Genomic DNA, 26,435 nt, shown 5'->3' on the forward strand with positions numbered 1-26,435 from the left:
TGCGCTCATGCGTCCTGGCTGGTTTTCATACGCTCTGCCAATTCGATTGCCTGCCTGACGAATTCCCTGAGCTGCTTCGGGGTCCAGCCTGCTTTACCAGCATCTATCACCAGCTCTACCCCCTGCGCTACTGTCAAATGCGTGCAAACAGAAATTGACCCGATTTGCTGTTGTTTCATCTCTACCGGGGCAGGTGCGCCGTGCAGCAATTCACGTATGCGCTCCAGTGAGACCCCCGCTGAGCTCCACTTCTTGATCAGCAACAATTGTTCGAGATGCTGCGCTCCATAACGCGCCGCCCGCGTCCCGCCTTCAGGCTTGCTGACCAGACCTATCTGCATGTAGTAACGCACAGTGCGTACCGACATCTCTGCCATCAAACAGAGTTCAGGGAGCAGATAGCTGCTGTCTTTTTTATCAGAAGTAGTATTCATACAGTACTTTATAACAGTTAAACTGTCATTATTCAAGTTTACTTTTTTAGCAAATGCTTCCAGGCTAATCAGCACAGGGGTTGAATCAGTATAAAATCAGCAACCATGGAAGAAATACTCAAGCAAAACACAGAGCCCAACTTGCCGCTTGCATCCCCAAGCGCGAGCGAGCCTCGAAAAAAGGCCTTACCGCTGTCCTTATTGCTAGGCGTATTTTCTGCACTCATTTGTTATATTTTTTTGCTGCTACTACTGACTTTCATGTCAGGCACCAGCAACATCAGCAGGCAACTGGTGGTGATTGCCAATTCCCCTCAAGTTTCAGCAACTTTGAATTTGTCACCCAATTGCAATGTGTGGACTTTGCAAGCATTAAGACTTGAATGTGGTGAAGTTCAAGTGGCAGAAGAATATGTCAACAAGGGACGACTCCCTCAATTGATAGCTACACTGACAAAGCCTTGTGCAAGCATGCAGGGTCTGACAGCAGCAGACCAGGACGAAGCACGCCGCTACTTTCAGTGCGATGGAAATCCTATTTCCTACAAGGCAACGGTCAGCATCGTCAAAATCACTACCACGCACCCTGAACCAGGAACAAGCATCGACAAGAAAGAAAAAATTGGTGAAATTGTGATCAACAAGTTTTAGCCACATCAATGCAATCAAACCCAAGGCGAAGCTGCATGAATTTATGCAAATCGCTCAACTTGACATAAATTCGTTTATAAACGAAACTGGATTATGTACAATATCAAACACTATTTAAGCTCGGACAATAAAGATATTTACTTTGACTGGGTTCGCAAGCTGCACGATGTGAGGGCAAGAATTGCCATAGATCGTCGTATCAACCGAATTGAGCTTGGCAACTTTGGTGATCACAAATTTTGTCGGAATGGTGTTTGGGAGTTACGCATAGACGTTGGCGCAGGATATCGAGTTTATTATGCAATTTCGGGTAAGGAAATTGTTTTGCTCTTATGTGGCGGCGACAAAGATACGCAAGACAAGGATATAGTCAAAGCCTGCGATTATTGGCGAGATTGGCAAAGGAGAATGGGTGATGAAGGATAGAAACCATGATGAGGCAATGGCCGAACTATTTCAAAATGACCCGGCATATGCGGTGCAATTACTCAATAGCATACTTGAGGATGGTGATCAGGGCGAACTGCTTATCACCTTGAGGCAAATGACCAAAGCTTTTGGCGGTATACCAGCAGTGGCGGAAACAGCACATTTGAGTACAACCCAGCTTTATCGTACTTTATCGCCGGATGGAAACCCTGTACTAAGCAGCTTGTCTGCCATACTTAGGGCGATGGGATTAAGGCTTGCAGTAGAAACGATAGATTCCAGCCGAGCAATACCTGAATTACCCTGATATACCTTCCTAGCTGAACTGTGACAGGCATCATAAAGAAAAAGGCTTGCAGGTTTTTACCCGCAAGCCTTTTTTGCAATCTCAACACCGAGTCTAATGCGCTCCACCCGCATCCACAGGTACAGCCGATTTCTTCGGCTTGGTCAGCCACACCAGACCTATCAGACCGATGAACATATAAGCTGACAGCCAGAAGATATCCGTCGCTGCCATGGTGCTGGCCTGTACGCTGATGGCACGGTCTATGATGGCGTAAGCACCCTGCTCTGGTATGCCTTGCTGCATCAACCCCTGTACGGTTTGTACAAAGTTGGGGAAGCTGCTGCCGGTGTTTTCTGCAATCTGGGCATGATGCAGAGTGCTGCGGCTGTCCCAGATGGTAGTCATGATGGAGGCCCCCATACCACCGCACATGATACGTACGAAGTTAGACAAGCCTGATGCAGCCGGGATTTTATCCGGTGGCTGGCCTGACAAAATAATCGACGTCAACGGAATAAAGAACATCGACATGGCCGCGCCCTGTATCAGCGTGGGGATCAGCAGGGTATAAGTATCCACCTCGGTATTGAAACGCGAACGCAGGAAAAACACCACGGCAAAGCCCATGAAGGCAGCAGAAGCGACTTTTCTGGCATCCACCTTGGGCAATATCTTGCCTATGATGGGTGACAATAAAATCGCAAAGATGCCAACCGGTGCCATGACCTTGCCCGCCTCTGTCGCTGTGTAGGCCAGTTGCGTCTGCAGCCACAAGGGCATGATGACGAGGCTGCCAAAGAACAGGCCATAGCCTATGGAGATAGCAATCACACCGGCACTGAAATTGCGCCCCTTGAACAGGGACAGGTCAACCACAGGATGATCCTGACCCAGCTCCCAGACGACGAAGTAAACCAGGCCAATGATGGCAATCACCGTCAGCAAAATAATCTCGCCAGAATTGAACCAGTCCAGCTCCTTGCCCTTGTCGAGCATGATCTGCAAAGCACCTACCCAGATCACCAGCAGGAACAGACCAACCTTGTCGATAGGCAGACTCTTGATGGCAGACTCACGCTTGCGGTAGATGGACCATGTAGCCCAGGCAGTAAATAAACCTACCGGGATATTGATATAAAAAATCCAGGGCCAGGAATAATTATCCGATATCCAGCCGCCCAGCAGCGGCCCCATGATGGGTGCAACCAGGGTCGTCATCCCCCATAGTGCCAGCGCCATGGAACTCTTGGCGGGCGGGTAACTGCCCAGCAATAAAGCCTGTGACAAAGGGATCATGGGGCCAGCAACTGCACCCTGCAAAATACGTGCTGCAATCAATATCTCGATATTGGGTGCCATACCGCACAACCAGGAGGAAATGACAAACAGCAGGATGGAAGACAGGAACAGCCTGACCTGGCCAAAACGGGTCGTCAGCCAGCCCGTCAGCGGCACGGAAATCGCATTCGCCACCGCAAACGAGGTGATGACCCAGGTGCCTTGCTGCGGCGAGACACCGAGGTTGCCTGAGATTGCTGGTATCGACACATTGGCGATGGATGAATCCAGCACATTCATGAAAACCGCCAGCGACAGGGCCAGCGTGCCCATTGCCAGCTGCCCACCTTTCAGAGGCGGATGCGGTGCCTGTGGACGTGGCGCACTCATTACATGCCCTTGGTTTTGGAAGTAACTGCAGCAGCCGTGGCAGCAGCTTTGTTATCTTTACTAGCTGGCAAATTCGCAGCGATGATTTCAGCAATACGCTGGTCAGCATCTTTGCCATTTTGCTCAAACACTGCAGTCTGGTAGGCAGGAACAGTGCGTGCGGCAGCAGTCACCGGTGCGCCCTGCTGTTGCGAGATATTGACCTTCACCTGCATGGAGACACCGATGCGCAATGGATGGGCTTCCAGCTCCTTAGGGTCGAGACTGATACGCACAGGCACGCGTTGCACGACCTTGATCCAGTTGCCGCTGGCATTTTGCGCGGGCAGCAAGGCAAAGGCAGAACCGGTACCAGCCGACATGCCAAGCACTTTGCCGTGATAAGTCACATCGCTACCAAACAAGTCAGAATGCAATTCTACATCCTGGCCGGTACGCATATGGGCAAGCTGCACCTCCTTGAAGTTGGCATCTACCCACAAGGTATTCAAAGGTACGATGGACAGCAAGGGCGCACCAGGAGCGATGCGCTGGCCAACCTGCACGGCACGCTTGGCGACAAAGCCATTCATCGGCGCTGGCAAACTCGTGCGGCTCAGGGCCAGCAGAGTTTCGCGTACACGGGCAGCGGCACGCAAGACATTTGGATGCTGGGTGACCGTAGTGTTTTCTGTCAGGGTGCGGTTGGATGTCAGTTGCTCACTGGCAGCTTGCAAGGCAGCTTCTGCACTCTTGACGGCATTGCGCGCATGCTCCAGTTCTTCGGCAGAGACTGCGCCTGTGCTCAGTAACTGGGTACGGCGTGCCAGATCAGATTTGGCTCTTTCAACTTCACTGCTGCGCAGGCTGACATTCGCCTGCAGGCTGCCATTATTGGCAAACAGTACGCGCACTTCGCGCACGGTTTGCGCCAGCTGGGCTTCGGCCTGATCAACGGCCACCCTGGCATCGGTCTTGTCGAGTTCTACCAGAGGCTTGCCAGCCTGCACCACATCAGTATCATCAGCATGAATTGCCACTACCGTGCCAGCAACTTGCGAAGTCACTTGCACGACATTACCGGCAGCATAGGCATCTTCTGTATGCTCAAAATTGCGGCCTACGGTATACCACCAGAAAGCATAGACAGCAATTGAGGCCAGCACGATGAGGGTGATAATGATCAGCAATACGCGGCGCTTGCCGTTTTTTTCTGGTGCATATTCAGCCTGAGCAGGAACGTTGACAGGTTTGTTTTGATCTGGGGCGTTCATAACGCGGCCTCCGCTGTGTTTTTAACTTGAGATTGAATGATGTTTTTATTACTGCTGGCAGCAGTGGAAGTAGTCGCAGGCAAGGCCTTGCTCTCATAACCACCACCGAGTGCCTTGATGAGATTGATGCGCGCTTCTGTATGGCGCACGGCCAGTTCCAGCGAGAGTTTTTGCTGGGACAAGACAACGCTCTCCGCAGCCAGCACGGGCAGCTTGTTGGCGGTGCCGGCTTTTTGTCTTTGCTGCGCCAGTTGCAAACCCACACGGGCCGCTTGTTCGGCAGCATGCTGCTCCATCAATTGCGACTGGCTGGCTTGCAGTATCTGCACCTGGTCTGCCACTTCATGCAGGGCATCGGTCAGGCTCTGGTTATAGGTCGCCACGGCCACGTCGTAAGCAGCGACTTTGCCCTTCAATTGTGCACGCAGGCGGCCACCTTCAAATATAGGCAGGCGTATCGCCGGGCCTACACCTATGATGCTGCTGCCGCTATTGAGCAAATTACTCAGACCCAGACTGGACAAACCGGCAAAGCCAACGATATTGATGTTGGGATAAAACTGGGTCTTGGCGACATCGACATCACTCTGCCCGGCTTCTACACGCCAGCGCGCTGAGACGATATCAGGGCGGCGACCCAGCAACTCCAGTGGCAGGTTGCCCGGCAATGCCGAGTCTGCCACGGGCTGGAATTTGGGTGTGGCGATCAGCTTGCCTTCTTCTGGCCCCAGACCTTGCAAGGCAGCGATCTGGTTGCGCGTCAGGGCCATGGCTTCCTGCCATTGGGCAATCTCGTTTTTAAGGCCGGACAACTGCACCAGATTTTGCTGCACTTCTACTTTGGTATCAAGACCTGCGCTGACACGTTGTTGCGTCAGGCGGTCAAACTGTTCACGCACTGCCAGTTGCTGCCTGCTGAGTTCCAGTTGTGCATTTTGACGCGCCAGTTGCAGCCAGGCGCGGGCGATGGCATTGCTCAGCATCAGGCGCACGCTTTGTGTTTCGGCCTCGGCCACTTTTTCCTGTGACAGGGCACTGCGCATTTCTGCACTGTGCTTGCCCCAGAAATCCAGTTCATAAGAGGCATTGAAACTGATCTGGTTATTTGTATTGTAAGTACCTGCCAGCGGCGGTGGCACCAGGCCATGCTCGGTGAAACGCTGGTAAGTGCTGTCCACACCAAGATTAACTGATGGCAGTTTACTTGCACCCACAGCAGCAGTGCTTGCCTGGGCCGCTTGCAAACGTGCGGCGGCGGCTTGAAGGCTGGGATGATTTTCCAGCGCACGGTCTATCAGTGCCTGCAATTCTGCACCACCTATGCCTGTCGCCCATTGCAGGTCTGGCCAGGCTGCATTACCGCCCTGATCAGGAAAAGCCCCTGCTTGCGCGCTGAGAGTCTTAAGCTTCGCATGGCTTTCAATGCCCTGATAACTGACACAGGCCGACAGCAGGCACAGCGCAGACGCACTGAGCAGCAGGCGCAGGCTGGCTGCGGCGCTGACTGACTGGAAAAGAGATTTTTTCATATAGACGATATCAAAAAACGATGTCAAAAATTAATGACTAAAATTGGCGAATGAATTGATTGCCCAAACAACTAATTATTTCTTGCCATCCATGCTTCAAGCGTAGGCTTGTTGGCCAACAGTTTGCGCAAGAGATACTTGAGGAAATTGAGTTCTTCGGGAGCAAAACCGGTAAAACCCACATCCAGCACCTCTGAATACACGGCTGGCAATTGCGCCGCCAGGGCCTTGCCACTCGCGGTAAGAGCCAGCTTGAACAGACGCTTGTCATTCTCGTCGACAATGCGCTGCACATAGCCCTTGCTTTCCAGCTTGTCCAGCGTGCGTTTCATGGCGGCAGAGTCGATAAACAACTCACGCGCCAGATCAGCCGCCGTGTGGCAACTGCCCATGGACAGCATCATGAAGACGCTCCCCTGAGCGTGAGTGATGTCAAGGCGACGCAATGACTCATCAATCGCCCGCGACAACATGGTGCGCGAACGCGCCAGCAGATAGCCGACACTTTCTTCTACCTGATGGGCAAAAAATTCTGAATTCTGGTTTTCCTGGTTCATGGCAGCAAAGAATATTCATTGACTAGTCAACAGTTTATACCAGTTTAAAAATTTTTGCAGGGCAGCATGAAATTAGCTACGAGGGATAAATTTTCAATGCAAAAAAGCTAATTAGAAGATCGCCGCCAGATATGTTTTAAGGCAAGCGCGCGCCAGATCTTTGGCAATCACTAACGCTCATGACATTCATGCCAGAAAAAAACAAAAGGGAAACGAGGGAAATCAAGGACAGATATCCCGGCAAGAAAAATGCGGCTTATTCAGCAACAGAGATGCAGGAAAAGATACCGGGGGAGAGACTGAAGAAGATACTGAAAAAAGAGCGGAAGAAGCAGAGGAAGTGAAATTTCAAGCAAGACCTGCCTTGTTGGCAGGTCTTTCAAACTCAGGAGTACCTGATACTGTTTTACTACCTGCTATCAGCGGGCAATATAAGATTTCAGTTCTGGCGACTCGGTCAGACTGCGTTGCAACTTCAAGAGTACATCTTCAGAAGCGCGGCGTCCTGTCAGATTGAAGTCTTTCTTGAATTCATCAAATTCTGCAGCGCCGTTACCAGAAACTTTAGTTTCAAATATCAGTTGACCATTCTTGTCTGTGACTTTGCAAGTCAACTCTGTTGTGAACCTGGTTGGTGGCCAGGTCAAAGCACTTGGAGAAGAAGAGTCAGTCTTGATCGTTGGTGTAATGATCATGGAGATATTGTTCTTCGCCATGGTTTCAGTATCAGTGGCAGATTTTAAGCGTGTCACCTTGGTGAAAACATTGCTCAGTACACGGTAAAAACCTGTTTCGATATCACGATAAGGTTGATAAGTTACTTTATCACCGCCACCGCCTGGTGTCGTTACCGCCAGACTAGTTTGCTCAGGCGTGATGATGTAAGCCACACTTGCATTGATTTGCTGGCCCTGAATAGGAGGACCAAGTTTATCTGCACTTGGAGAAACAGAATATGGATGGGCGCAAGCGCTGAGAATAACAGCAGCAAATGCGATAGAAAAGAGTTTAGAAAAGCGCATAGGTAGGTGAATGTAAAGAGTGAAAAAAATTATTTGATTGCGTCAGCAAAAGCCTTGTCTTCGTAAACCAGACCAAGCAGCTTTTGCACGGCAACGTTATATTCCTGAACAGCTTTAGGAATCGCCACTGCACCGGCGAAAGAAGAAGGGAATTCCTGTTTAACAGACTTCACTTTGTCATACGTCGTAGCACCATTACGTTTGACGACAAAACGCGCCTCGACTGTCACATAACCTACGCTGAAACCAGCCGCATCGATATCGTTCTTCAGCAGCACACCTGATACTTCCAGATTGCCGGTCGGCGTATACCTGTTTGCCAAAGTCAATTCCTGCTGTATGGCTGCAGCCAAAAATGCACCATAGGAATTACCATAAGGAGAATTCATCGAAGCAGCACGAATCGTGATTGGCGAAGTATTTCCAGGACCAGGTGTAAAAGCAAACTGCCCCACACTGACCTGTGTCTCACCGCTATTTTTCAAGGTTTGTACATTTTCGATCGAAGCCGAGTACTGGGGTGCCATCATGGAGCAACCCGTGCTCAGTGCAGCAATCGCCACACAAGAGGCAAGTTTCTTTATATGCATGTTTATTCCAGGATTGATTTAATACAGATTTTGTTGATAGCCCACTATCTGGCATATCGCTTGAGGTTGCGCTCTCTTCCGACAATTTTGCCGTATTTACTCAATGTCAATGACACTAAGCAAGAAGCCAAGATAATCACTAATAGATACAAAGATAGAACTGTTAAAAACTGTGGCACGATACCTTATTGGCGTATATCTATCAACATAAGTTGGCCGCTTTTTCTGATTTTGATACGGAAATGATTTTCTTTTGCCGCACATACTGATTATTTATTTTTTTATACACTCAAAAACACAACAATTAGTTTTTCTCATCTTGCTCACATAGTTTCCCTGTAGCATCAATGCAGAGACTGAGCACGTACGTCGTGCGACAGAAACACCCGCCTCATCCATTGTTGTTAAATGCGAACATATCCCGTATCGTTGCGGCATTACTTCACATTAAAAACAACATGACGCTTTCACGCCTTGCCGCAATACTCAGCCTTTGCCTGCTCTCCAGCTCCACCCTGGCGGCAGATCTGGCTTTCAAAAAATTATCGGCCTATGAGTTTGAACTGGTGCTCACCAGTGACATCAGCCTGACCGTGGACCAGGCCCAGGTCATGATGTCGGACCCAGCTTCTACCCTGTGTGCCGGGAAGATACCGCAATATGGCAAGTATAAATTTGTCGACTCAAAAGTTTTGCCTGGGCAAAAATCTTTGTCGCCAGTTTTTCACATGGTACAAATGCTGAGCTGCGTCGCTGATTTGCCAGCACGTCCCAAGCCTGCGCCCGCTACCAAACTGGACAGTGACCAGGAATTCAAACTCAAGATAGAAGGTAAAAAACTGAGCACTGCCTATTTTTCAGCCATCGACAATGCCTACTACGAAACTGCCTACAACATGCTGGGCTCAGGCATGAAAGCCATCAGTAGTCCGGAAGACTGGCAAGCCCGCGTCACTGCCTATCAGGCCCAGATAGGCACGCTGGTGTCACGCGATCTGTGGCGTGTCACTGTGTATGACAACCCTGCCAATTCACAACAGCCTGGCACCTACATCGCTGTAGACTATGAAACAAAAAATAGCATTGCGCCAGTTACTTGCGGCTATGTCATCTGGTTCCTGCCGCCCGGCAGTAAAAACCACTTCAGCCTCATGCGCGAAGAATATGGCCACATTTCTGAAGACATCATCAAATCCACCTCTGCCAGTGACATGATTAAATTGCGTAAGCAGATGGGGTGCAAGCCATAGATCTAAACCTATGTGCGTTGGCGAATGCAAGTTTCAGGGAAAACAGTGAATGCCACTGATATAGCGGATAAAAAATGACAGATCATCATAGCTTGCGTGCACGCCTGTTCCATATCCTGCACAAGCCATCGCGCTCGAATGCACTGACGCGTCATGTCAATTACTTCCTTGCTGCCGTCATCCTCATCAACTGCATTGCCGTCGCCCTGGAAACCGTACCGGCGATTGCAGTACCAAACAAGCTCTTGTTTCACGTTATAGAAGTTGTTTCGACCAGCCTCTTCATTGTGGAATACCTGCTGCGCCTGTGGGTGAGTGTAGAACAGGGGCGCTTTAATTCACCCATAGCTGGGCGGCTCAGATATGCACTGGAACCCTTGTCCCTGCTTGATTTGCTGGTCATCCTGACTTTCTGGGCACCGTGGGATTTGCGCTTTTTGCGCATCTTCCGCCTGACCAGGCTATTGCGCGTGCTGAACCTGGAAGAGCTCGACCACTCATTCAAAGCCATCAGCAATGCCCTGGCCAGGAGAAAACACCTGCTCATCGTCGCCATCCTGCTCATGGTGATTACTGCCTATTGCTTTGCCGCCCTGCTCTACCTTATAGAGCACCAGGTACAGCCAGACAAGTTCAGCAGCATCCCCGAAACCCTGTGGTGGGCCATCGTCACCCTGACCACCATAGGCTATGGCGACATGACCCCCATCACCCCGATAGGCAAGCTGCTCTCAGGTGCCATCGTGCTGGTCGGCATAGGCATCTTCGCCCTGCCCACCGCCATCATGACTGCAGCGATACTGGATGCGGGGACAGATCGTCATCAAAAGAATTGTCCCCATTGCGGCGGTGATGTGAATCAGAGTTAATGAACATGTGCAGATACAGCTTATGAGGTATGAATAAGTTCGTCAGCTACGATCTGGTAATCACGAACAATGCACCATCCATATGAATAATTGTGTCTTCCAGAACGCTCGGCAGACCACTAGAACTCATTTCATAAATAGGGTGAGTGCGAACAAGGCGATTTGGGATGCAGTGCAAGGCGTGGCCCGCTGCTAAGGCTGGTGCCTTAGCGAGGGCGAGGTAACAAACTTCGCGCTGCAATGCGCCCAAATCGTCAGTTCCCGGAGGGTTTGCCTCATAACGCGTGCTGGACTGCGTTGGACTCGTTGTCAATAGGCAAAGCTATTGACTGCCTCATCCGCCTTGCCAGCCCACGTTATGAGGCAAACGCATTTCACCCTATTTATGAAATGAGTTCTAGTATTCCCATAGCTGGTCACCCAATTCCATGGCATGCACTATTCTCTTGAATTGTTGCTTAAGCCGCTTACCCCTGACCTTCAATAGATAGTCGTCGACATTATCAATACGCTTGGTGATATAGGGTAATAGAGAAAAATCGTCCAAAGAAAACCACCTCATCAATTAATACTCAGACTGGCTGAAGCCAGATCAATACATCAACGCCGACAACCCAACTTCGCCAGTTCCACCCGACGGTTGCGCGCCCGGCCTGAATCAGTAGCATTATCAGCCACAGGGCGGGACTTGCCATACCCTTTGGAAGTGAGACGTGCAGCATCTATACCATGCTGCACCAGCCAGTTGCGCACACTGGCGGCACGGGCGTCAGACAGCTTAAGGTTATAGTCATCTCCACCCACATTATCGGTATGCCCCTCGACCTCTGCCTTGATGCTGGCATCTGTTTTCAGCAGTGCAGCAACCTTGCCCAGCACACTATCTGACTCTGGCTTGAGCGTGGCCTTGTTGAAATCAAATAACACACCATACAGCGGCACATGGCAATCCTTGGCGAATGCACTACCCAGATCAGTCTTGCCTGCATCGGTTGTACTGATAGTAAGCGAAGCAGTAAATTCGTAAGTCAGACGCGCCCAGATATCACGTCCATCCTGCGTGTAGTGCGCCACCAGCATGCCATAGTCACGTACCGCAGCAGCGCTGGCAGGGAAAATCACCGTCCAGCCATTTTTTATCAAAGCCTCGCGATACTCGCCAATGAACTGCAGCTTGGACAAAGTGCCTGGCCCCTGATAATTGCGTATCTCCACCGCCTGCCCCACCAGTTGCGGCTCCTGGCTCTTGCCTGGTTCAGCCACATCCAGAGGCTCATTACCATGCCCCTCACCTGTGCGCTTGGAACCGGGCCAGGGCGGCAGATAAGGGATATCATCCTTGGCGCTGAATTTCTCAGGCTGCTTGCCAGGTTTGGGGATGCTGAAAGCCGCACCCGCATCGGCAGACTCAATCAACTCCACCCACACCTGCGCTTGCGGCGCATCCATCTTCACCTCAGCCCAGGCCTGCTTGCCACCCGCCTGATAACGCATGGTCCAGCGCGCCTTGTTGTCATCTGCACGCACAGTCTGCCAGCCGCTCTTGCCCAATGTCGCCTGCATGGCGTTATAAATGCGCGCCTCACTGCCATTGTAATAACCCAGCGCAGGCTCACCCGCAGCAGGCTTGTAAGTCATCCAGCGCGCAAAGCGCTTGCCCTTGAACAGCTTGCTCGTGCCAGCAGCATCCACCAAAAACTCAGCCTCAGCCACATTCTCCGCCTGCAAGGCCTGATCAGGGTTCACAATAATTTGCGGCGGCAGTTTCAAATAATCAGGAAAACCAAGATCAGCCCAGGCTGGTGATGCTTGCAGGCAGGCAATGACTAACAACAGGATGGGGAACTTGAAAAACTTTGGCATAAGATTTCCAGGTAATTGAGGGGTGATGACTGATTTATATTAACCTGATGATGGAGTCTTTATCAAGGTGCATACTTAACTCGCTGTGCGCAGACAGAACACACTACTATGCGATGTCAGCTCTGGATAAATCGTCGCAAAAGATCTGTCAGCAAAGATGTTGTAAAAAAATAGGGAACAATTTTGACAGGCCTTGAGAATATTGATAAGTTAATCATGCATGAGCTACGTTGCTATTACCACGCAAATCTGCTGGTATGGAGCAAAGCGGCATTTTCTTCCTTGATAGAAGACTCAGTATCTCGCTTGCATTTTTATACGAATAAAGATGTGGATGTATTGATCCTATTCCTGGAAGAAGTGTGCAAGGATAAGCAACATCCATTTTTAGATATGATGCATGACGAAACCTGGATAGACTGGCGCGAAGATCAATATTGGAGCTGCTTTCAAGCTCACTTGAATGGAATAATCTTCCAACTGAAAGACATGAGTCAAAGCAATGCAGGTTGAACTTGGCATCTAGTTCAAGCTATCGCCATAAACGTATGTCCTGTTACTCCTTAACCATTTTTATAAATGAAGCGCCATTACCATTACGTTGGCCCAACTGAAATCGCTGAAGCTGTCGCAAGCATCCCTGAAGGAACTGCGATCTTAAAGGTGCAAGATGTATTGAACTGGATCAAAGAAACGAAGCAGTACATCGATCGATATAACAGCATCATTGCAACATTTATCATAGATCAATCCGGTGTACTTTATCTCGCTGACAGACATAGTGAGCATGTCGCCTGTGCCAGAGGAAAACCAGTACTATCCGCAGGGGAAATAAGCCTCCTGATAGAAAGGAACGACATCATCGTCGACTCTGTGACAAATCAATCAACGGGATATTGCCCAGAACCTTCATCGTGGCTTGAAGTTGCAAATGCCTTAGGTAACGCTGGCATTGCAGCACCAGAAAATTTCAGCATCAGCTATGAATTTCGTCGTTGTAAGAACTGTCATTCAATCAATCTCGTGAAAGACAATGTGTTTCAATGCGTGTTATGTGAAACAGATTTGCCAGCATTTTGGAATTTTGCGCATTGAAATTGTCACTTATAACCATGCAAGGCCATGCGTACGATTACGCTTCGCACTTGAAAGTTAACTATTTCCTCTGCCTTGCCGCCACATAAGCCTGACTTTTATCACGCTTACCTACTGCCAGCACCAACACGGTAATGGTATTGTCGTTGACTTCATATACCAGTCTGTAGCCGCTGTCGCGTAATTTGATTTTGTAGGCATTTTTCATGTCAGCTCCGCTGAGCCGGGCAGCGGAAACATGAGGATTTTGCAGGCGTTTGACTAGATGTTTTTTAAATTGCGCCTGTATGGTGTGGTCAAGCTTTTTCCATTCTTTGAGCGCGGCCTCGTTAAATACAAGTTCATAAGTCATCCAAGGATACTTTCACGGTTTTGCCGTGCCTGCGCTTTCTTACCAGTTCTGCCAAGTCTATATCTTCCAGCTTTTCCATCATGACTTCAAAGGCATCTGCAGGAACCAGATAAGCGGTTGCACGGTTGTGGTTAAGAATGGCCACCGGCTCAAGACCTGCTTCTTCTATCACCGCCCCAGGGTTGCGGCGAAGCTCGGTAATGCTCACGGTAGCATTCGCATAGATTGCATTGGTCATAGTCATATAAGTGTATGGTTTGATTTAGGTTGGCTTCAATAACAGTGTCAGCTTCATTGGTATCTGAACAAGTATTGTCTTTGTGCGTTTTGGGCTTAACTCAAATGACACTTAATTATACACATTTTAATACACCAAATATCGTGCATTTTATCCACATGCTTATCAACTTGACAGTAATATCAATCTTTCGACCATCTTCTTTGAGTGACCAGCATAGCCGCAGGCTAGCTGGTCCACGAAAATAGCAACATCTGCGGTGAAGCACTTTGAACAATCAAGACTTAACCAAACTCACTTTCCCACCCTATCCCCCGCAAACCCTATTACCGACGCATTCGCCCAGTTCGCGCAAACCCCGGCTTTGCTATTCGCTTTAACGCCAGTGGTTTTCAACACCAGCTTGCTGATGCCGCGTATGTCCAGTTCTGGCTTGACTACTGCCGGTGCTGCGATGAGGCCGCTGTCGAACAGGAGTTTGCTGTCGCCCCAGACCTGGAATTGCAGGCCGCCGTTGTTGCGGCAGCTATCGTCTATGCCTACGTCGGCGCGGAAGGTTTGCCAGTCGCCTGCGAGTTTGTATTCGACTTCGCTATTACCTGCCACACCCAGGCCTTTGCGGAAGCGCAGGCCGTTCATTTGCATGCCAGCATCGCCCTTGACTGGCTGGATTTTGTAGGCGAGGTCTTTGGCGTAGCTTGCCTTGTTGCTGGCAAGAGCATCAGACAAAAACACTTGCGCCTTGGGTTTGTCAGGCATGGGGTGTTCAAGGATGCTGAACTCTGAAATGGTGATGGGCGTGACGACCACAGGGTTGAAGGCATTGTATGCCCTGGCAGCGCTGGTCGCACCTGTGCTGGTCAGCACCATTGGGTCTTGTGCTTCGCCATCATCGTTCTGGTCATGGGTGCTGAGTACGCGGAAGCGGAACAGGCGGCCTGCCCTGGCGGCAAATTCCACTTTTTGTTTTTCCTGCTGTTTTTTCAAACGGCCTGTGTAGACTGGTTTACCCCATTCACCATTGGTATCGGCCAGATAGATTTCAAAGTCTTTGACCTGGCCGTATTGCCAGTCCTTGTCATTGCGCGGGGCGATTTCAAAACCGCTGACCATGCGGCGTTCTCCCAGCGCCAGGCTGAATTCATGGGCACCGGTTTTTTGTGACTGGTCACGCAGGGTGCGGAACCAGGTGCCAGGCTTGCCATCGAACGCGTTTTCCAGTGGGTGACCAGGTTCTTCTGCCGGGCGGTTCAGGACGATGAGGCTGTCTGCGGCGATGGTATTGCCCAGGTCAGGCGCAGCCGGGTAATCAGCGGTCGTTGCCAGTTGCTTGCTGGCGGCAATTGCCAGGCGGAAGCTGTAGGCTTTATCGACTGGCAGCTTGATAGTCTTCACATGCACGGTGCCATATTTTTCTGTGGCGTCGTAGAACCAGCCTGCGCTGCTTTTCTGGAATTCTTCACGGGTCTTGAAGGCGGGCAAGGTCTGCTCACCAAAAGTGATGGCATCTGGCTCTACCCGGCTGTGCACTTGCAATTGCAGGACGCGTTGCGCTTCCATGCCTGCGTAGCTGCCTTTGACTGCGCCTATATCGACGCGGATATCGCCTGCCTTGTTCTCAGGCGCATCAACTGTGAAGACTTGCTGGCTGGATTTGCCAGCCTGGTACTGGCGGCTTTCACCGTCGTCTTCATACAGGCTGAAGCTGGATTTGCCATGCGGGTAGATATCCAGGGTCAGCACGTCCTTGGGCACCTGTCCATCAAACAGGGCGACCGGGTACATGGGCAGGATGGCACCGGCGCGTACCATGACGGGCAGCTTCTCCAGCGTGACTTGCTGGTCGATGACTTTGCCTTTGGCATCGGCCTGTACGACGCGGCCATCCCAGTAATCTATCCACTGGCCTTGTGGCAAATAGATGCCCTTGCGCCAGCCTCTGCTGGCAACCTGGCTGCGATACACCGGAGCTACCAGAAAGTCTCTACCAAGCATGAACTGGTATTTGTAGTTTTCGTTATTGGCATTAGGGTCTTGCGAATAATCCCACATCAGGCCGCGCACGATGGGCGCACCTGTCAGCTCCGTCTCATACGCATAGGTGTACATGTACGGTATCAGGCGCATCTTGAGTTTGAGATAATCGCGGTTGATGCTGCGGTAGGGTTCATCAAACCACCAGGGATGTTTGCGCCCGGACTTGGACCAGCCTGACATGCCCATCAGCACGGGGGTGAAAGTCTTCCATTGCAAATCACGGGTAAAGGTTTCCGGGCTGCCACCAAAGATGCCATCAACGTCACCAGTGGCATAAGCCTGGCCAGACAGGCCCGAGCCTATCAGGGTGGGGATATGCCAGCGTATATAGTCCCAGCTACCAGACTGGTCACCAGTCCAAGTCACAGCATAGCGTTGCGTACCTGCCCAGCCCATGACGGTCCAGACAAAGGGGCGTGCGTCAGAATTGTCGAGTATGCCCTTGGCTGCTGCCATATTGGCATCAAGCGAGAACTGATAGCCCTTGCCTGTCCAGGCCACGTCCAGCTTTTGCGCGCGCGTGCCTGCAGTGCCGACTTCCCATGCGATTTTATCGACGCCGTTTTCTGTCCACAGGCCGGTGCGGAAGCCATGTTTCTTCAGCCCGGCAACGACTTCAGGCAAATTGGTGTAGCCGCAGCCATAACCATCATTGGGCAAAATCCAGCCGCCGGGCATATCGTGTTCGCGGTATTTGGCGGCGACGGAATTGACCACGTCAGGTGTTTTACCTGTCGGGCCGTCGCTCCAGTTGCCAGGCACGGTGCCGGGCTTTTTGCTGTTGTCGCCATCGTTATAACAATCAGCATCACCATATTCATATGCCCAGCGCGGCAAGAGTCTGGCGCGGCCTGTCAGTTCAGTATATGAGGCCAGCACGTCCTTGATGGAATTGCCGACGAAGTAATAGGCATCGAAGCGCTTTTCCTGGTGGCTGGTGCTCAGGTATTCATTCGAGCGAAAATCATAGCTGCCATTGCTCCAGGTATTGCGCAAGACACCATAGCCTTTGCTGCTCATGTAGAAAGGTGCTGGGCTGGGTCTGTCGCCTTCTTCCCAGCCGCCGGAATAAGAGACTTCCAGCTGCTTGCCTTTGAAGGCATAAGCACCGTTTTGCTGGCCACCACCAAAAAAGACTTCATCTGCACTGCTGGACAGAGTCTGGAAGCTGGCTTTGTCACCCAGTTCCAGCGGCTGGGTTTCTTGCCAGACAGGGGTTTTATTATCAGGTTTGTACAAGGCCAGGCGTAGTGGTGCGCGGTAGATGCGCAAGGCCATGGCTGAGGTTTGTACCAACTGGTAGTCGGCTTGCGCCGTCAACTGATAAGGCACTTTGTCATAGTCCTGTTTCAGCACAATGGGCGCGGCCTTGTCACCGGCGTCGAGCAATTGCCCTTTTGTGCCCGCCCATACGCGAAACAGGTCAGGCTTGAGCAGGCTGATACGCACGATGCCGCCATCTGAAGTGACCAGTTCTATCTGGTTGCCGTCTGCCGCTATTTTTTGCATATTGCCCAGCGGTGCTGCCAGGCTGGTGCTATTAAATGCATGGAAGATCAGGCTGGCGATGACAGTCTTGCGTATGACGGCGTGCAAAGTTTGCATTTGGGTATTCATCCTATCTTTGAATTTGGGGTGCCAGGTTCAGGCACACGGCAAGCGACAATAATGTGCATGCAGCAATGTAACTGCGCATGCTCATTTGCAACAGTGAGATTTATTTTTTGCCTTCGTCAAGAAAATTTGAACGACATGTGAACCAGTTTGGAGCATCGTGCAAGCGTATCAAAAAGTATGGCGCAGGCGTGATAAATAATGATTGACGACACGGCGGCAGGCATCGCTGGCCCTGTGCCTTACCAGCGTAATCTTGCGGCCATGGCCAGACAGCAACATGGCCTGTTCCAACATGAACTTGCCTTCAACTATCAGCACCAGTTCACGCACGCGGGGCAAGACTTGCTGGATGGGATGGTGATGCTGGTCATGCAAGACTTCGGCTATCGCCAGTATCATCAACTGGCAAGGGATGTCGCCATGACGGCAATGCAGGCTGAGCTGCCTGGTCGTGATCTGTATGTTGCTTTGCCTGTCGAGGCCATCGCTGATGACATTGATCTTGCGGGCGGACAGGTGCTGGAAGCCGGTAAATAGTTCTGCCGTCCTGGCTGGACTGAGTATCAAAATATCGAGAATATCGGCAGGCGAACGCATGAAGGCTTTGCAGCGGCATTAAAATAGAAAGGCGACATTGTAGCAATGCTGCCATTTGTCTTGCTCAATGTGCTTTCGCCTCACTGATCAGCCATTGATGAAAAGCCTGGAAAGCCAGGTTCTCTTTCATGTCTGCCGCATAGATGAGGTAATAATCGAGGCGCAGCGGGGTTTCCACATTCAGTGGCCGCACCAGACGGCCTGCGGCAATATCGTATTCCACCAGCAAGGCCTGGCCAAGTGCAATACCCTGTCCATCAATGGCAGCCTGCAAGGCCATCAGGGCCAGCGTAAATAACGGCCCCTGACGGGATTCCTGGTTGGGCAAGCCCAGGGTGGCAAACCAGGCTTGCCAGCTGGGGTAATCGGGATCATTCATGGCGCTGACTTCATGCAGCAAGGTTTGCTTTGCCAGGTCGACTGGCGTCTGCAATTGCGCTGCGATAGCCGGACTACAAACCGGGAATACCTCAGTCGCAATAAAAGGCTCTATACGGAAGTCGGCAAACTGGGTACGCCGGAAATCGATGGAAATATCGCAATCACGGTAAGTGCGGTCGACTTCAGAAACGATTTCCACACGTATATGCGGATGGCGGTTCAGGAAACGATAAAGGCGCGGCACCAGCCATTTGGAACCGAACGACGGCGGCACGCCTACGCGCAACAGGGCATTGTTATCATTGAGCAAAGCATCTGTCGCCTGCTGGAAAATCTTGAAACCCTCGCGTATGCGCGGCAGGTACAACTCCCCGGCTTCTGTTAGCTTCAAGACATTATTGCTGCGTTGAAACAAATCTATACCCAGATGATCTTCCAGCAACTTGATCTGGTGGCTGACGGCAGCATTGGTCACATGCAGCTCTTCCGCCGCCCGCGTAAAATTCAGCCGCCTGGCGGCAACTTCAAAAACACGCAGCGAATTCAAGGGCGGAAGACGTTTAGACATAGGTATCCATCAAAAAACAATACGGTAACAGATGTTCATTAAATTTAATTTAATGAAAGATTGAAATATTTTGAGGCGATGAGAATTTGGTTTTCTGGCAGTATGGGTGGGAAAGCTGGAAGAATAAGAACAAAACCTCTCACCACAGAGACACGGAGGAAGGAAAGACTGCTTGCAAGCAGTCTTCGTTACGCAGGCGAGCGGCATGCCGCTCGAATTCCCTGCTACACCACAGAGAAATGTAGGAAGAAGCTTATAAAAAGCGTGTGACGGCTTGTCCGTAGGTTGGGCTAGGCCTCATCAGCCCAACACTGGGCCTTCAAAAGACGTATACCTTATTTAACCGCCTAGTGTTGGGCTAGTAAACCGTAGCCGAACCTATGCAATGACAATGTCTCGCTCAATATGAGGCCTTTATAAACTCAATCTTCACGCACCACCCTGACATTAAATTAATCTAAACGCAGTCTCAAAAATTAATCGCTGGCAAGACCAGGCATGCATGGTTAAGCTTCTGCCACTTTCCAGCTCTTTATACAGATTCTTATTGCAATGACCCACATACTGACGATAGATACCGGCACCACCAATACCAGGGTGACCCTTTGGCGCGATGGCGTCGTGATTGCGCATCAGGCGCATGAAGTGGGTGTGCGGGATACTGCAATAAGCGGTAGCCGCGAAAAACTGAAAAAAGGGGTGCGCGCTACCCTGCTGAAAACCCTGGAAGAAGCTGGGCTGACTGAGAACGATATCAGCCTGGTACTGGGTTCTGGCATGATCAGTTCCAACGTCGGCCTGTTTGAACTGCCGCATGTGCTGGCACCGGCAGGCTTGCAGCAACTGGCGCGGGGCATGGTGTCGGTGACTATTCCCGAAGTATTTTCCAAGCCCTTGTGGTTTGTACCAGGTGTTCGCAATGTGGTGGAAAACATAGGCCTGCATAATTGCGAATCCATGGACATGATGCGTGGCGAAGAAGTCGAAGTCATCGGCGTCATTGACCAGATGGGCATCACCGGCCCGGCCATGATGGTAATGCCGGGTTCGCACTCCAAGTTTGTCTGCATCGATGACAAGAACCGCATCACCGGTTGCGTGACCACGCTGGCAGGTGAGCTGATGTATGTCATCACCCACAACACCATACTGGCGCAATCACTGGAATCTTCATTTGCCACTACCATCAGCCCTGAGATGTTATTGGCAGGTGCCAAATCAGCGCAAACCATAGGCCTGGGCCGCACCTGCTTCAATGTGCGCATACTTGACCAGTTCACTATCTATGAGCGCAATGACAGGGCCAATTTCCTGCTGGGTGCCATCCTCGGTGCTGACCTGCTGACGCTGAAAAACAGCACTGCCATCAAGATGTTGCCAGGTACACCCGTCATCATTTGCGGCAAGCCCATCATGAAAGAAGCCCTGGCCCTGTTGATACAGAACGATGATTATTTCTCAGGCAAGGTGACGGTGGTCAGCGATGAAGTGCAAGCGCACCTGGCTGGGCTGGGTGCCATCAAAGTTGCCACTGCACGCGGATTAATAAAATAAAAAAAATAAGCGCCCGCCTGAAAAAATCTGGAGACATGCATGACCCGCCTTAGTAGTATTACCAGCATTCACACAAAAATTTTGCTCAGTCTGGGTGCCGCCCTGCTGGGCATGAACACCGCAAATGCAGAAACCGTGCGCATAGCCGTGGCCCACTACAGTGACCAGACCCTGCCCTATTTTGAAAAAATGGCGAAGGAGTTCAGCAAGGCCAACCCAGGCATTACCATCAAGGTAGAAGAAGTCAACTGGGACAGCCTGCAACAAAAGCTGCAAACCGATATCGTCGGTGGCACCAACCCTGACCTTTCCATCGTCGCCACGCGCTGGCTGCTTGATCTGGTCAGGGATGATGTGATCGAACCACTGGATGCACGCATGACGCCTGCCTTCAAGGACAAGTTCATCGGTGCCTTCATCAACTCTGGCAAGGTGGCCAGCAAGACCTATGGCCTGCCCATCTCAGCCTCAGCCCGTGGCCTCTACTATAACAAGGCCATGTTGGAAAAGGCTGGCTATCCCAACGGCCCCAAAACCTGGGATGAAGTCATCGCAGCTTCAAAAAAGATCAAGGCTACAGGTGCCTATGGCTTTGGCATACAGGGCAAGGAAATTGAAACCGAGATTTACTGGTTTTACTCGCTATGGACCAATGGTGGTGAAGTTGTCGACACCAATGGCAAGGCAGTGTTTGACAGTGCTGCAGGCATCAAGGCGGCCAATATCTACAAGAGCCTGATAGATCAGGGCCTGACACAGCCAGGCGTCACCAGCAACAGCCGTGAAGATGTGCAAAACCTGTTCAAGCAGGGTCGCCTGGGCATGGTGATTACTGCGCCCTTCCTCGCCAGGCAGATACAAAAAGAAAAACCTGGCCTGCAATATGGCGTGACTGCCATTCCACAGGGCAGCAATGCAGCGACCTTTGCCACGACAGATTCATTGATACTGTTTAAAAATTCCAAGGTCAAGACCGCGGCCTGGCAGTTCTCTGAGTTTTTGTTCAGCAAGGCAGCCCGTGTCGCTTTCACCAGCGGTGAAGGTTTCTTGCCAACGACAAAAGAAGAAGCGGCTGACCCGGCTTTCAATGACGCGGTAACGCAAAGCTTTATCAGCTACCTGCCAACGGCAAAGTTTGCCCCTGTGATTGCAGGCTGGGAAGACCTTTCAAAAATCGTCGCCAATGCCATGCAAGCCGTGTATCTGGGCAAGAGCAAGCCGGAAGATGCCTTGAAAACCGCTGCCCTGCAAGCCAACAAGATGCTGAAGAAATAAAACATGAGCAAGCGCCCCCTGGCACCGTGGCTGCTGATCTTGCCCAGCTTTGCGCTGGCGCTGTTCATCGTCAGCTATCCGTTTTTTAATATCGTATGGCAGTCTGTACACGAGGTATCGCGCTTTGGCCAGGTGCGTGACTTTTCTGGCTTAGCCAACTTTGCTACGATCTTTGCTGACCCGGTGTTTATGACAACGCTGTGGCGCACACTGGTGTGGACAGTCTGTGTCGTCGGTGGCACGGTACTGGTGGCAGTGCCCGCTTCGCTGATCCTGGTGCAGGATTTTTATGGTCGCGGCCTGGCACGCACGATTACCATGCTGCCCTGGTCGATCTCGCTGACCATGACAGCCATCATCTGGCGCTGGGCTTTCAATGATGAATTTGGTCTCATCAACCTGGGCTTGCAGCAAGTGGGTATCATCAATCAACCCCTGCACTGGCTGGCTGATCCGGTGCTGGCTTTCCCGGTTGAGATCATGATAGGCATACTAGTGTCTGTACCGTTCACGGTCACGATTTTTCTGGGTGGTTTGTCGTCTGTCCCCACCGACATTTATGAAGCAGCGCGTATGGAAGGCGCGAATGCCTGGCAACAGTTCCGCAAACTGACACTGCCCTTGCTGCGGCCTTTCATTAATATCGCCATTGTGCTGAATGTGATTTATGTCTTCAATTCTTTCCCCATTATCTGGGTCATGACCCAGGGCGGGCCGGACAATGGCACGCATATCCTGGTCACTTATCTGTATGAACTGGCTTTCCGCCTAGGCAGGCCGGGTGAAGCGGCGGCGGTATCGCTGGTGATGTTAGTAATGCTGCTGGCTTTTACCGGCATCTATATGCGCATGCAAGGGGGCGAGCATGCCGAGCAATAAGAACAAGCTTAAGCGCAGCCTGCTTTGCTGGCTGGCCTTGTCGCCCCTGGTCACCGTGATATTGCTGCCATTTGCTGTCATGCTGCTGACAGCCATCAAACCAGCAGATGAAGTCTTGTCTTACCCGCCACGCTGGCTACCCACGCGCATAGCATGGGAAAATTTTGTCCTGATGTGGGAAGAAACCCAGTTTGGCACGGCGCTAAAAAACAGTATCATCATCAGTACCTTGTCGACCCTGCTGGCGGTGGGCATCAGCATACCTGCGGCCTATGCGATGGCGCGTTTTCGCTTTGACGGGCAGGCAGGCTATAGACGTTTCTTGCTGGTCACACAAATGCTGTCACCTATCCTATTGGTGCTGGGCCTGTTCCGCCTGGCTGCGGCTATACCTTACGGCGATGGCAATCTCGTCGATACCCACATAGGCGTCATCGCTACTTACACCGCCTTGAATACTGCCTTTGCCGTATGGATGCTGCAATCTTATTTCGCCACAATACCGCGCGACATGGAAGAAGCCGCCTGGCTCGAAGGTTGCAGCAAACCCCGCGCCGTGCTCAAGGTGTTTCTGCCTCTGGCCATGCCTGCGCTGGTGGTCACCGGCATTTTCACCTTCATCAATGCCTGGAATGAATTTGCTGTGATCTATACCCTGATACGCTCTGCAGAAAACAAGACCGTGACCGTGCAAATCGTCGACCTGGTGGCAGGCAGATACACCGTCAACTGGCATCACGTCATGGCAGCAGCCTTGCTGGCGACATTGCCGGTCGCGGTATTGTTTTCATGGTTGCAGAAGTATTTGGTAAAAGGATTATCGTTGGGCGCGGTTAAGTGAATTTTTAGACCAAAAGGCTCACCACAGAGACACAGAGACACAGAGAAAATCATGAGAAAACCTCTAGTGATAAATGTGCTCTATGTTTCTCTTCCTTTGATTTTCTCTGTGTCCCCTCTGTGTCTCGGTGTCTCGGTGGTTAATGGTTTTGAATTAATACAGGAAATTTTATGACTAAAGAAATTACACGTTACGGCAATATTCCTCAAGGTGCTGGTGGGCAGAGGTTGCCGTTTTCGCCTGCGGTGCGGGCTGGGGATTTTGTGTTTTGTTCTGGCCAGGTGGCCATGAAAGAAAACGGCGAAGTTGAAGACGGTGGCATAGAAGCACAAACGCGGCGTACCATGGAGAATGTCAAAAAGGTGCTGGCAATGGCTGACTGCACACTGGCCGATGTCGTCAAGGTGACGGTATGGCTGGATGACACGCGCGATTTCTGGACTTTCAACCGCATCTATCTTGACTACTTTGGCGAGCACCCACCGGCACGTTCTTGCGTGCGTTCAGAAATGATGGTTGACTGCAAGATAGAGATAGAAGTCACGGCTTACAAACCTCTTTAAATTTGTTTCATAACACTATGCACATGCAAATTGATACCGCCTACCGTTCCATCTATGTATATGCCTGGGATGTATTGGATATGGGCGTAACAGCCTTTGTCGATGCTGCACTGGCCATGGGTGTCACCGATGTCAGCCTGGCTTGCAGCTACCACGCAGGTAAATTCTTGCGCCCACATGCACGCAAGGGGCCCAGGGTGATTTTCCCTGAAGATGGTGTGCTTTATTTTGAGCCACGGCAAGAACGATATGGCGAAATCAAACCACAGGCGCATAGTGATGCAGCCATCCGTCATGTGCTGGCAGATTTATTGGCCGACGGCCGCCTGCGTGTGCATGCCTGGACAGTCTTGCTGCATAACACCCGTCTGGGTACAGCTTACCCGCATCTGACGACGCAAAATGTGTTTGGTGACCGCTATGTGTATAGCCTGTGCCCCATGCAGCCAGCCGTGCTGGAATATGCGCGTGCAGTTTGCCGTGACCTGGCGCAGCAATATGAGCCAAGCAGCCTGATACTCGAAAGCCCGGGCTGGCAACCCTATGCCCACGGCTATCACCATGAATTTGCCCAGATGCCCTCGAATGCCTGGCTGGATGTCATGCTGGGCATGTGCTTTTGCGATGCCTGCCAGCGTGCTGCCACTGAGCAAGGCATACAGATCAAGGCTGTGCAGCAACGCATTGCAGGCAATATCAACGACTATTTGAGCAACCCCGTGCCCGTTACTGCCCATCAGGCACAAGACTGGATACAGGCAGACTTGCTCAGGGACCAGGAGCTGCGTGCCTTCATCACTTTGCGACAGCACCGCGTCACCACGCTGGTAAGCCATATCGCTGCAGATTTACGCAAGACCACGCAACTGGCCGTCATCCCCACGGTACAAAGGCCGACTGCCTATTGCTGGCAGGAAGGCAGCGACCTGGCTGCGCTGGCCGATGCGGCAGATTATCTGGAAGTGCCGTTTTACGAACCCAGCGCAGCCCGTGCCATCAATGATGCGCGCCATACCTTGCATGCCGTCGGCGACCGGCCAGAAAAGATACGTGCGATATTGCGACCCGGTTACCCTGATCTCAACACTGGGGCAGAACTAGATGCCGCTATCACGGGCCTGCGTGAACTGGGCATCAGTGATTTTGCATTTTACAACTATGGCTTGCTGCCACAAAAACAACTGGCTCATCTGGCGGCGACACTCAACAGCCAGTTTGGAAAGGACACAGCATGAAACGCCATGTACTCATCACCGGAGCATGCGGCGGCATAGGCAGCGTGCTGTGCCAGCGCTTTATCGCCAACGGCGACCAGGTCTATGCCCAGGATTTGCCTGATACAGCACTCGACGCCCTGGTAGCAAAACTGGGGGCACAAGACTGCGTTGCCGTTGCCGCTGACCTGACTGATGCTGCCGCCTTGCAAACCTCACTGGCAACAGCCCTGCAAGGTAATGGCATTGATGTACTGGTCGCCAATGCCGGTGCAGCACAAAGCCTGAACCTGGCCAGCACCACAGCAAGCAGCTGGAAGCAGGACCTGGACCTGAACCTGAACGGCACTTTCCACAGTGTTGAAGCCGTACGCGACGGCATGCAGGCCAAACGCAAGGGCAATATCGTCCTCATCGGTTCAGTCAATGGCATGACATCGCTGGGCCACCCCGCCTACAGCGTCGCCAAGGCTGGCCTCATCAGCTATACCAAGGCGCTGGCAATGGAGCTGGGCAAACATGGCATACGCGCCAACATTGTCTGCCCCGGCACGGTAAAAACCCAGGCATGGCAAGCCCGCGCCGCGAAAAACCCGCAAGTGTTTGAAGACCTGAAGAAATGGTATCCGCTGCAAGACTTTGCGACGCCTGACGATATCGCCGATGCTGTGCTGTTCCTGGCATCCGATGCAGCACGCGTCATCACCGGCGTCGCCCTGCCAGTAGACGGCGGCCTGATGGCAGGCAACCGCATGATGGCCATGGAATTGACGCAAGAGGAAATTTAAATTGTTGTTGAAGACCTCTCAACACAGAGGCA

General features: G+C 51.5%; 29 protein-coding genes. 15 read left to right on the plus strand and 14 right to left on the minus strand.

The window, feature by feature from the left end; all coding sequences use genetic code 11:
• Nucleotides 1-5: 5 nt before the first annotated feature.
• The gene (locus DFR42_RS13125) at nt 6-434 is read right to left on the minus strand and encodes a MerR family transcriptional regulator (protein WP_110255412.1); all 429 of its coding nucleotides are present in this window, start codon (nt 432-434) and stop codon (nt 6-8) included.
• Nucleotides 435-695: 261 nt separating this feature from the next.
• Here DFR42_RS13125 and DFR42_RS13130 point away from each other — a divergent pair, with 261 nt between their 5' ends.
• The 3 genes from DFR42_RS13130 (at nt 696) to DFR42_RS13140 (ending at nt 1,821) form a co-directional block, all read left to right on the plus strand.
• A complete protein-coding gene (locus tag DFR42_RS13130) occupies nt 696-1,085 on the plus strand; it encodes a hypothetical protein (RefSeq protein ID WP_146218841.1) in 390 nt (129 codons plus the stop codon).
• Between the two features lie 93 nt (nt 1,086-1,178).
• Complete coding sequence (locus DFR42_RS13135) at nt 1,179-1,511, plus strand: type II toxin-antitoxin system RelE/ParE family toxin (protein WP_110255414.1); 333 nt, start codon at nt 1,179-1,181, stop codon at nt 1,509-1,511.
• A complete protein-coding gene (locus DFR42_RS13140; RefSeq protein WP_110255415.1) occupies nt 1,501-1,821 on the plus strand; it encodes a helix-turn-helix domain-containing transcriptional regulator in 321 nt (106 codons plus the stop codon). Before DFR42_RS13135 ends, DFR42_RS13140 begins: the two co-directional genes overlap by 11 nt.
• Nucleotides 1,822-1,914: 93 nt before the next feature.
• On the opposite strand, the gene DFR42_RS13145 is transcribed toward DFR42_RS13140, so the two are convergent.
• The 4 genes from DFR42_RS13145 to DFR42_RS13160 all read right to left on the minus strand — a co-directional run bounded on the left by DFR42_RS13145 (nt 1,915) and on the right by DFR42_RS13160 (nt 6,810).
• Nucleotides 1,915-3,471, minus strand: coding sequence for a DHA2 family efflux MFS transporter permease subunit (locus tag DFR42_RS13145; protein WP_170133508.1), 1,557 nt, complete (start codon nt 3,469-3,471; stop codon nt 1,915-1,917).
• On the minus strand, nt 3,471-4,724 hold the full coding sequence (locus tag DFR42_RS13150; protein ID WP_110255416.1) for an HlyD/EmrA/EmrK family protein: 1,254 nt from the start codon (nt 4,722-4,724) through the stop codon (nt 3,471-3,473). The genes DFR42_RS13145 and DFR42_RS13150 overlap by 1 nt, the downstream gene beginning before the upstream one ends.
• On the minus strand, nt 4,721-6,253 hold the full coding sequence (locus DFR42_RS13155) for an efflux transporter outer membrane subunit (protein WP_110255417.1): 1,533 nt from the start codon (nt 6,251-6,253) through the stop codon (nt 4,721-4,723). The genes DFR42_RS13150 and DFR42_RS13155 overlap by 4 nt, the downstream gene beginning before the upstream one ends.
• A 71-nt stretch (nt 6,254-6,324) precedes the next feature.
• Nucleotides 6,325-6,810: a MarR family winged helix-turn-helix transcriptional regulator gene (locus tag DFR42_RS13160; RefSeq protein ID WP_110255418.1), complete on the minus strand. Its 486-nt coding sequence runs from the start codon at nt 6,808-6,810 to the stop codon at nt 6,325-6,327.
• Nucleotides 6,811-6,989: 179 nt separating this feature from the next.
• Here DFR42_RS13160 and DFR42_RS29215 point away from each other — a divergent pair, with 179 nt between their 5' ends.
• Nucleotides 6,990-7,154, plus strand: a complete 165-nt coding sequence (locus DFR42_RS29215; protein WP_211324296.1) for a hypothetical protein — start codon at nt 6,990-6,992, stop codon at nt 7,152-7,154.
• A 75-nt stretch (nt 7,155-7,229) separates the two neighbouring features.
• On the opposite strand, the gene DFR42_RS13165 is transcribed toward DFR42_RS29215, so the two are convergent.
• Together DFR42_RS13165 and DFR42_RS13170 are read right to left on the minus strand one after the other, a co-directional pair.
• Nucleotides 7,230-7,832 carry a hypothetical protein gene (locus tag DFR42_RS13165; RefSeq protein ID WP_110255419.1) on the minus strand — a complete coding sequence of 201 codons (603 nt, stop codon included), beginning with the start codon at nt 7,830-7,832 and terminating at the stop codon, nt 7,230-7,232.
• A gap of 29 nt (nt 7,833-7,861) precedes the next feature.
• Nucleotides 7,862-8,422 carry a hypothetical protein gene (locus tag DFR42_RS13170; RefSeq protein ID WP_110255420.1) on the minus strand — a complete coding sequence of 187 codons (561 nt, stop codon included), beginning with the start codon at nt 8,420-8,422 and terminating at the stop codon, nt 7,862-7,864.
• 458 nt (nt 8,423-8,880) lie between these two features.
• Here DFR42_RS13170 and DFR42_RS13175 point away from each other — a divergent pair, with 458 nt between their 5' ends.
• Complete coding sequence (locus DFR42_RS13175; protein ID WP_170133510.1) at nt 8,881-9,672, plus strand: DUF4019 domain-containing protein; 792 nt, start codon at nt 8,881-8,883, stop codon at nt 9,670-9,672.
• Nucleotides 9,673-9,746: 74 nt separating this feature from the next.
• Nucleotides 9,747-10,541 carry an ion transporter gene (locus DFR42_RS13180; RefSeq protein ID WP_110255422.1) on the plus strand — a complete coding sequence of 265 codons (795 nt, stop codon included), beginning with the start codon at nt 9,747-9,749 and terminating at the stop codon, nt 10,539-10,541.
• 397 nt (nt 10,542-10,938) lie between these two features.
• On the opposite strand, the gene DFR42_RS29220 is transcribed toward DFR42_RS13180, so the two are convergent.
• Together DFR42_RS29220 and DFR42_RS13185 are read right to left on the minus strand one after the other, a co-directional pair.
• A complete protein-coding gene (locus DFR42_RS29220; protein ID WP_170133511.1) occupies nt 10,939-11,088 on the minus strand; it encodes a hypothetical protein in 150 nt (49 codons plus the stop codon).
• 53 nt (nt 11,089-11,141) lie between these two features.
• Nucleotides 11,142-12,404, minus strand: a complete 1,263-nt coding sequence (locus tag DFR42_RS13185) for an OmpA family protein (RefSeq protein ID WP_110255423.1) — start codon at nt 12,402-12,404, stop codon at nt 11,142-11,144.
• Nucleotides 12,405-12,620: 216 nt separating this feature from the next.
• Here DFR42_RS13185 and DFR42_RS13190 point away from each other — a divergent pair, with 216 nt between their 5' ends.
• Together DFR42_RS13190 and DFR42_RS13195 are read left to right on the plus strand one after the other, a co-directional pair.
• Nucleotides 12,621-12,917, plus strand: coding sequence for an SGNH/GDSL hydrolase family protein (locus DFR42_RS13190; RefSeq protein WP_110255424.1), 297 nt, complete (start codon nt 12,621-12,623; stop codon nt 12,915-12,917).
• Nucleotides 12,918-12,983: 66 nt separating this feature from the next.
• Nucleotides 12,984-13,499 (plus strand): hypothetical protein, encoded by a 516-nt coding sequence (locus DFR42_RS13195; RefSeq protein WP_110255425.1) that lies wholly within the window; start codon nt 12,984-12,986, stop codon nt 13,497-13,499.
• Between the two features lie 61 nt (nt 13,500-13,560).
• Here the strand turns inward: DFR42_RS13195 and DFR42_RS13200 are convergent, their stop codons facing one another.
• From DFR42_RS13200 to gcvA, 5 genes are all read right to left on the minus strand, one after another.
• Entirely contained in the window at nt 13,561-13,851 is a 291-nt protein-coding gene (locus DFR42_RS13200; RefSeq protein ID WP_110255426.1) for a type II toxin-antitoxin system RelE family toxin, read from the minus strand.
• Nucleotides 13,841-14,095 (minus strand): type II toxin-antitoxin system Phd/YefM family antitoxin, encoded by a 255-nt coding sequence (locus DFR42_RS13205; protein WP_342766846.1) that lies wholly within the window; start codon nt 14,093-14,095, stop codon nt 13,841-13,843. Before DFR42_RS13205 ends, DFR42_RS13200 begins: the two co-directional genes overlap by 11 nt.
• Nucleotides 14,096-14,383: 288 nt before the next feature.
• The gene (locus tag DFR42_RS13210; protein ID WP_211324297.1) at nt 14,384-17,731 is read right to left on the minus strand and encodes a TIM-barrel domain-containing protein; all 3,348 of its coding nucleotides are present in this window, start codon (nt 17,729-17,731) and stop codon (nt 14,384-14,386) included.
• A 180-nt stretch (nt 17,732-17,911) separates the two neighbouring features.
• The gene (locus tag DFR42_RS13215; RefSeq protein ID WP_110255429.1) at nt 17,912-18,340 is read right to left on the minus strand and encodes a hypothetical protein; all 429 of its coding nucleotides are present in this window, start codon (nt 18,338-18,340) and stop codon (nt 17,912-17,914) included.
• Nucleotides 18,341-18,404: 64 nt separating this feature from the next.
• Nucleotides 18,405-19,289: a transcriptional regulator GcvA gene (gene gcvA, locus DFR42_RS13220; RefSeq protein ID WP_110255430.1), complete on the minus strand. Its 885-nt coding sequence runs from the start codon at nt 19,287-19,289 to the stop codon at nt 18,405-18,407.
• A gap of 552 nt (nt 19,290-19,841) precedes the next feature.
• Between gcvA and DFR42_RS13225 the strand changes: the two genes are divergently transcribed.
• The 7 genes from DFR42_RS13225 (at nt 19,842) to DFR42_RS13255 (ending at nt 26,403) form a co-directional block, all read left to right on the plus strand.
• Entirely contained in the window at nt 19,842-20,843 is a 1,002-nt protein-coding gene (locus DFR42_RS13225) for a 2-dehydro-3-deoxygalactonokinase (RefSeq protein ID WP_110255431.1), read from the plus strand.
• A gap of 39 nt (nt 20,844-20,882) precedes the next feature.
• The gene (locus DFR42_RS13230) at nt 20,883-22,118 is read left to right on the plus strand and encodes an ABC transporter substrate-binding protein (RefSeq protein ID WP_110255432.1); all 1,236 of its coding nucleotides are present in this window, start codon (nt 20,883-20,885) and stop codon (nt 22,116-22,118) included.
• Between the two features lie 3 nt (nt 22,119-22,121).
• A complete protein-coding gene (locus tag DFR42_RS13235) occupies nt 22,122-22,997 on the plus strand; it encodes a carbohydrate ABC transporter permease (RefSeq protein ID WP_110255433.1) in 876 nt (291 codons plus the stop codon).
• Complete coding sequence (locus DFR42_RS13240) at nt 22,984-23,838, plus strand: carbohydrate ABC transporter permease (protein ID WP_110255434.1); 855 nt, start codon at nt 22,984-22,986, stop codon at nt 23,836-23,838. Before DFR42_RS13235 ends, DFR42_RS13240 begins: the two co-directional genes overlap by 14 nt.
• A 170-nt stretch (nt 23,839-24,008) precedes the next feature.
• Nucleotides 24,009-24,401 carry a RidA family protein gene (locus DFR42_RS13245; protein WP_110255435.1) on the plus strand — a complete coding sequence of 131 codons (393 nt, stop codon included), beginning with the start codon at nt 24,009-24,011 and terminating at the stop codon, nt 24,399-24,401.
• A 23-nt stretch (nt 24,402-24,424) separates the two neighbouring features.
• A complete protein-coding gene (locus DFR42_RS13250; protein WP_245936950.1) occupies nt 24,425-25,636 on the plus strand; it encodes a hypothetical protein in 1,212 nt (403 codons plus the stop codon).
• Nucleotides 25,633-26,403, plus strand: coding sequence for an SDR family oxidoreductase (locus DFR42_RS13255; protein ID WP_110255437.1), 771 nt, complete (start codon nt 25,633-25,635; stop codon nt 26,401-26,403). Before DFR42_RS13250 ends, DFR42_RS13255 begins: the two co-directional genes overlap by 4 nt.
• Nucleotides 26,404-26,435 lie beyond the last annotated feature (32 nt).

Origin of the sequence: Undibacterium pigrum (assembly GCF_003201815.1) — a bacterium.
GTDB classification, from domain to species: Bacteria; Pseudomonadota; Gammaproteobacteria; order Burkholderiales; family Burkholderiaceae_D; genus Undibacterium; species Undibacterium pigrum.

Coding starts and splice junctions, on each gene's coding strand:
- DFR42_RS13125 (WP_110255412.1), bottom strand. CDS start 434: ATGAATACTACTTCTGATAAAAAAGACAGCAGCTATCTGCTCCCTGAA.
- DFR42_RS13130 (WP_146218841.1), top strand. CDS start 696: ATGTCAGGCACCAGCAACATCAGCAGGCAACTGGTGGTGATTGCCAAT.
- DFR42_RS13135 (WP_110255414.1), top strand. CDS start 1,179: ATGTACAATATCAAACACTATTTAAGCTCGGACAATAAAGATATTTAC.
- DFR42_RS13140 (WP_110255415.1), top strand. CDS start 1,501: ATGAAGGATAGAAACCATGATGAGGCAATGGCCGAACTATTTCAAAAT.
- DFR42_RS13145 (WP_170133508.1), bottom strand. CDS start 3,471: ATGAGTGCGCCACGTCCACAGGCACCGCATCCGCCTCTGAAAGGTGGG.
- DFR42_RS13150 (WP_110255416.1), bottom strand. CDS start 4,724: ATGAACGCCCCAGATCAAAACAAACCTGTCAACGTTCCTGCTCAGGCT.
- DFR42_RS13155 (WP_110255417.1), bottom strand. CDS start 6,253: ATGAAAAAATCTCTTTTCCAGTCAGTCAGCGCCGCAGCCAGCCTGCGC.
- DFR42_RS13160 (WP_110255418.1), bottom strand. CDS start 6,810: ATGAACCAGGAAAACCAGAATTCAGAATTTTTTGCCCATCAGGTAGAA.
- DFR42_RS29215 (WP_211324296.1), top strand. CDS start 6,990: ATGACATTCATGCCAGAAAAAAACAAAAGGGAAACGAGGGAAATCAAG.
- DFR42_RS13165 (WP_110255419.1), bottom strand. CDS start 7,832: ATGCGCTTTTCTAAACTCTTTTCTATCGCATTTGCTGCTGTTATTCTC.
- DFR42_RS13170 (WP_110255420.1), bottom strand. CDS start 8,422: ATGCATATAAAGAAACTTGCCTCTTGTGTGGCGATTGCTGCACTGAGC.
- DFR42_RS13175 (WP_170133510.1), top strand. CDS start 8,881: ATGACGCTTTCACGCCTTGCCGCAATACTCAGCCTTTGCCTGCTCTCC.
- DFR42_RS13180 (WP_110255422.1), top strand. CDS start 9,747: ATGACAGATCATCATAGCTTGCGTGCACGCCTGTTCCATATCCTGCAC.
- DFR42_RS13185 (WP_110255423.1), bottom strand. CDS start 12,404: ATGCCAAAGTTTTTCAAGTTCCCCATCCTGTTGTTAGTCATTGCCTGC.
- DFR42_RS13190 (WP_110255424.1), top strand. CDS start 12,621: ATGCATGAGCTACGTTGCTATTACCACGCAAATCTGCTGGTATGGAGC.
- DFR42_RS13195 (WP_110255425.1), top strand. CDS start 12,984: ATGAAGCGCCATTACCATTACGTTGGCCCAACTGAAATCGCTGAAGCT.
- DFR42_RS13200 (WP_110255426.1), bottom strand. CDS start 13,851: ATGACTTATGAACTTGTATTTAACGAGGCCGCGCTCAAAGAATGGAAA.
- DFR42_RS13205 (WP_342766846.1), bottom strand. CDS start 14,095: ATGACTATGACCAATGCAATCTATGCGAATGCTACCGTGAGCATTACC.
- DFR42_RS13210 (WP_211324297.1), bottom strand. CDS start 17,731: ATGCAAACTTTGCACGCCGTCATACGCAAGACTGTCATCGCCAGCCTG.
- DFR42_RS13215 (WP_110255429.1), bottom strand. CDS start 18,340: ATGCGTTCGCCTGCCGATATTCTCGATATTTTGATACTCAGTCCAGCC.
- gcvA (WP_110255430.1), bottom strand. CDS start 19,289: ATGTCTAAACGTCTTCCGCCCTTGAATTCGCTGCGTGTTTTTGAAGTT.
- DFR42_RS13225 (WP_110255431.1), top strand. CDS start 19,842: ATGACCCACATACTGACGATAGATACCGGCACCACCAATACCAGGGTG.
- DFR42_RS13230 (WP_110255432.1), top strand. CDS start 20,883: ATGACCCGCCTTAGTAGTATTACCAGCATTCACACAAAAATTTTGCTC.
- DFR42_RS13235 (WP_110255433.1), top strand. CDS start 22,122: ATGAGCAAGCGCCCCCTGGCACCGTGGCTGCTGATCTTGCCCAGCTTT.
- DFR42_RS13240 (WP_110255434.1), top strand. CDS start 22,984: ATGCCGAGCAATAAGAACAAGCTTAAGCGCAGCCTGCTTTGCTGGCTG.
- DFR42_RS13245 (WP_110255435.1), top strand. CDS start 24,009: ATGACTAAAGAAATTACACGTTACGGCAATATTCCTCAAGGTGCTGGT.
- DFR42_RS13250 (WP_245936950.1), top strand. CDS start 24,425: ATGCAAATTGATACCGCCTACCGTTCCATCTATGTATATGCCTGGGAT.
- DFR42_RS13255 (WP_110255437.1), top strand. CDS start 25,633: ATGAAACGCCATGTACTCATCACCGGAGCATGCGGCGGCATAGGCAGC.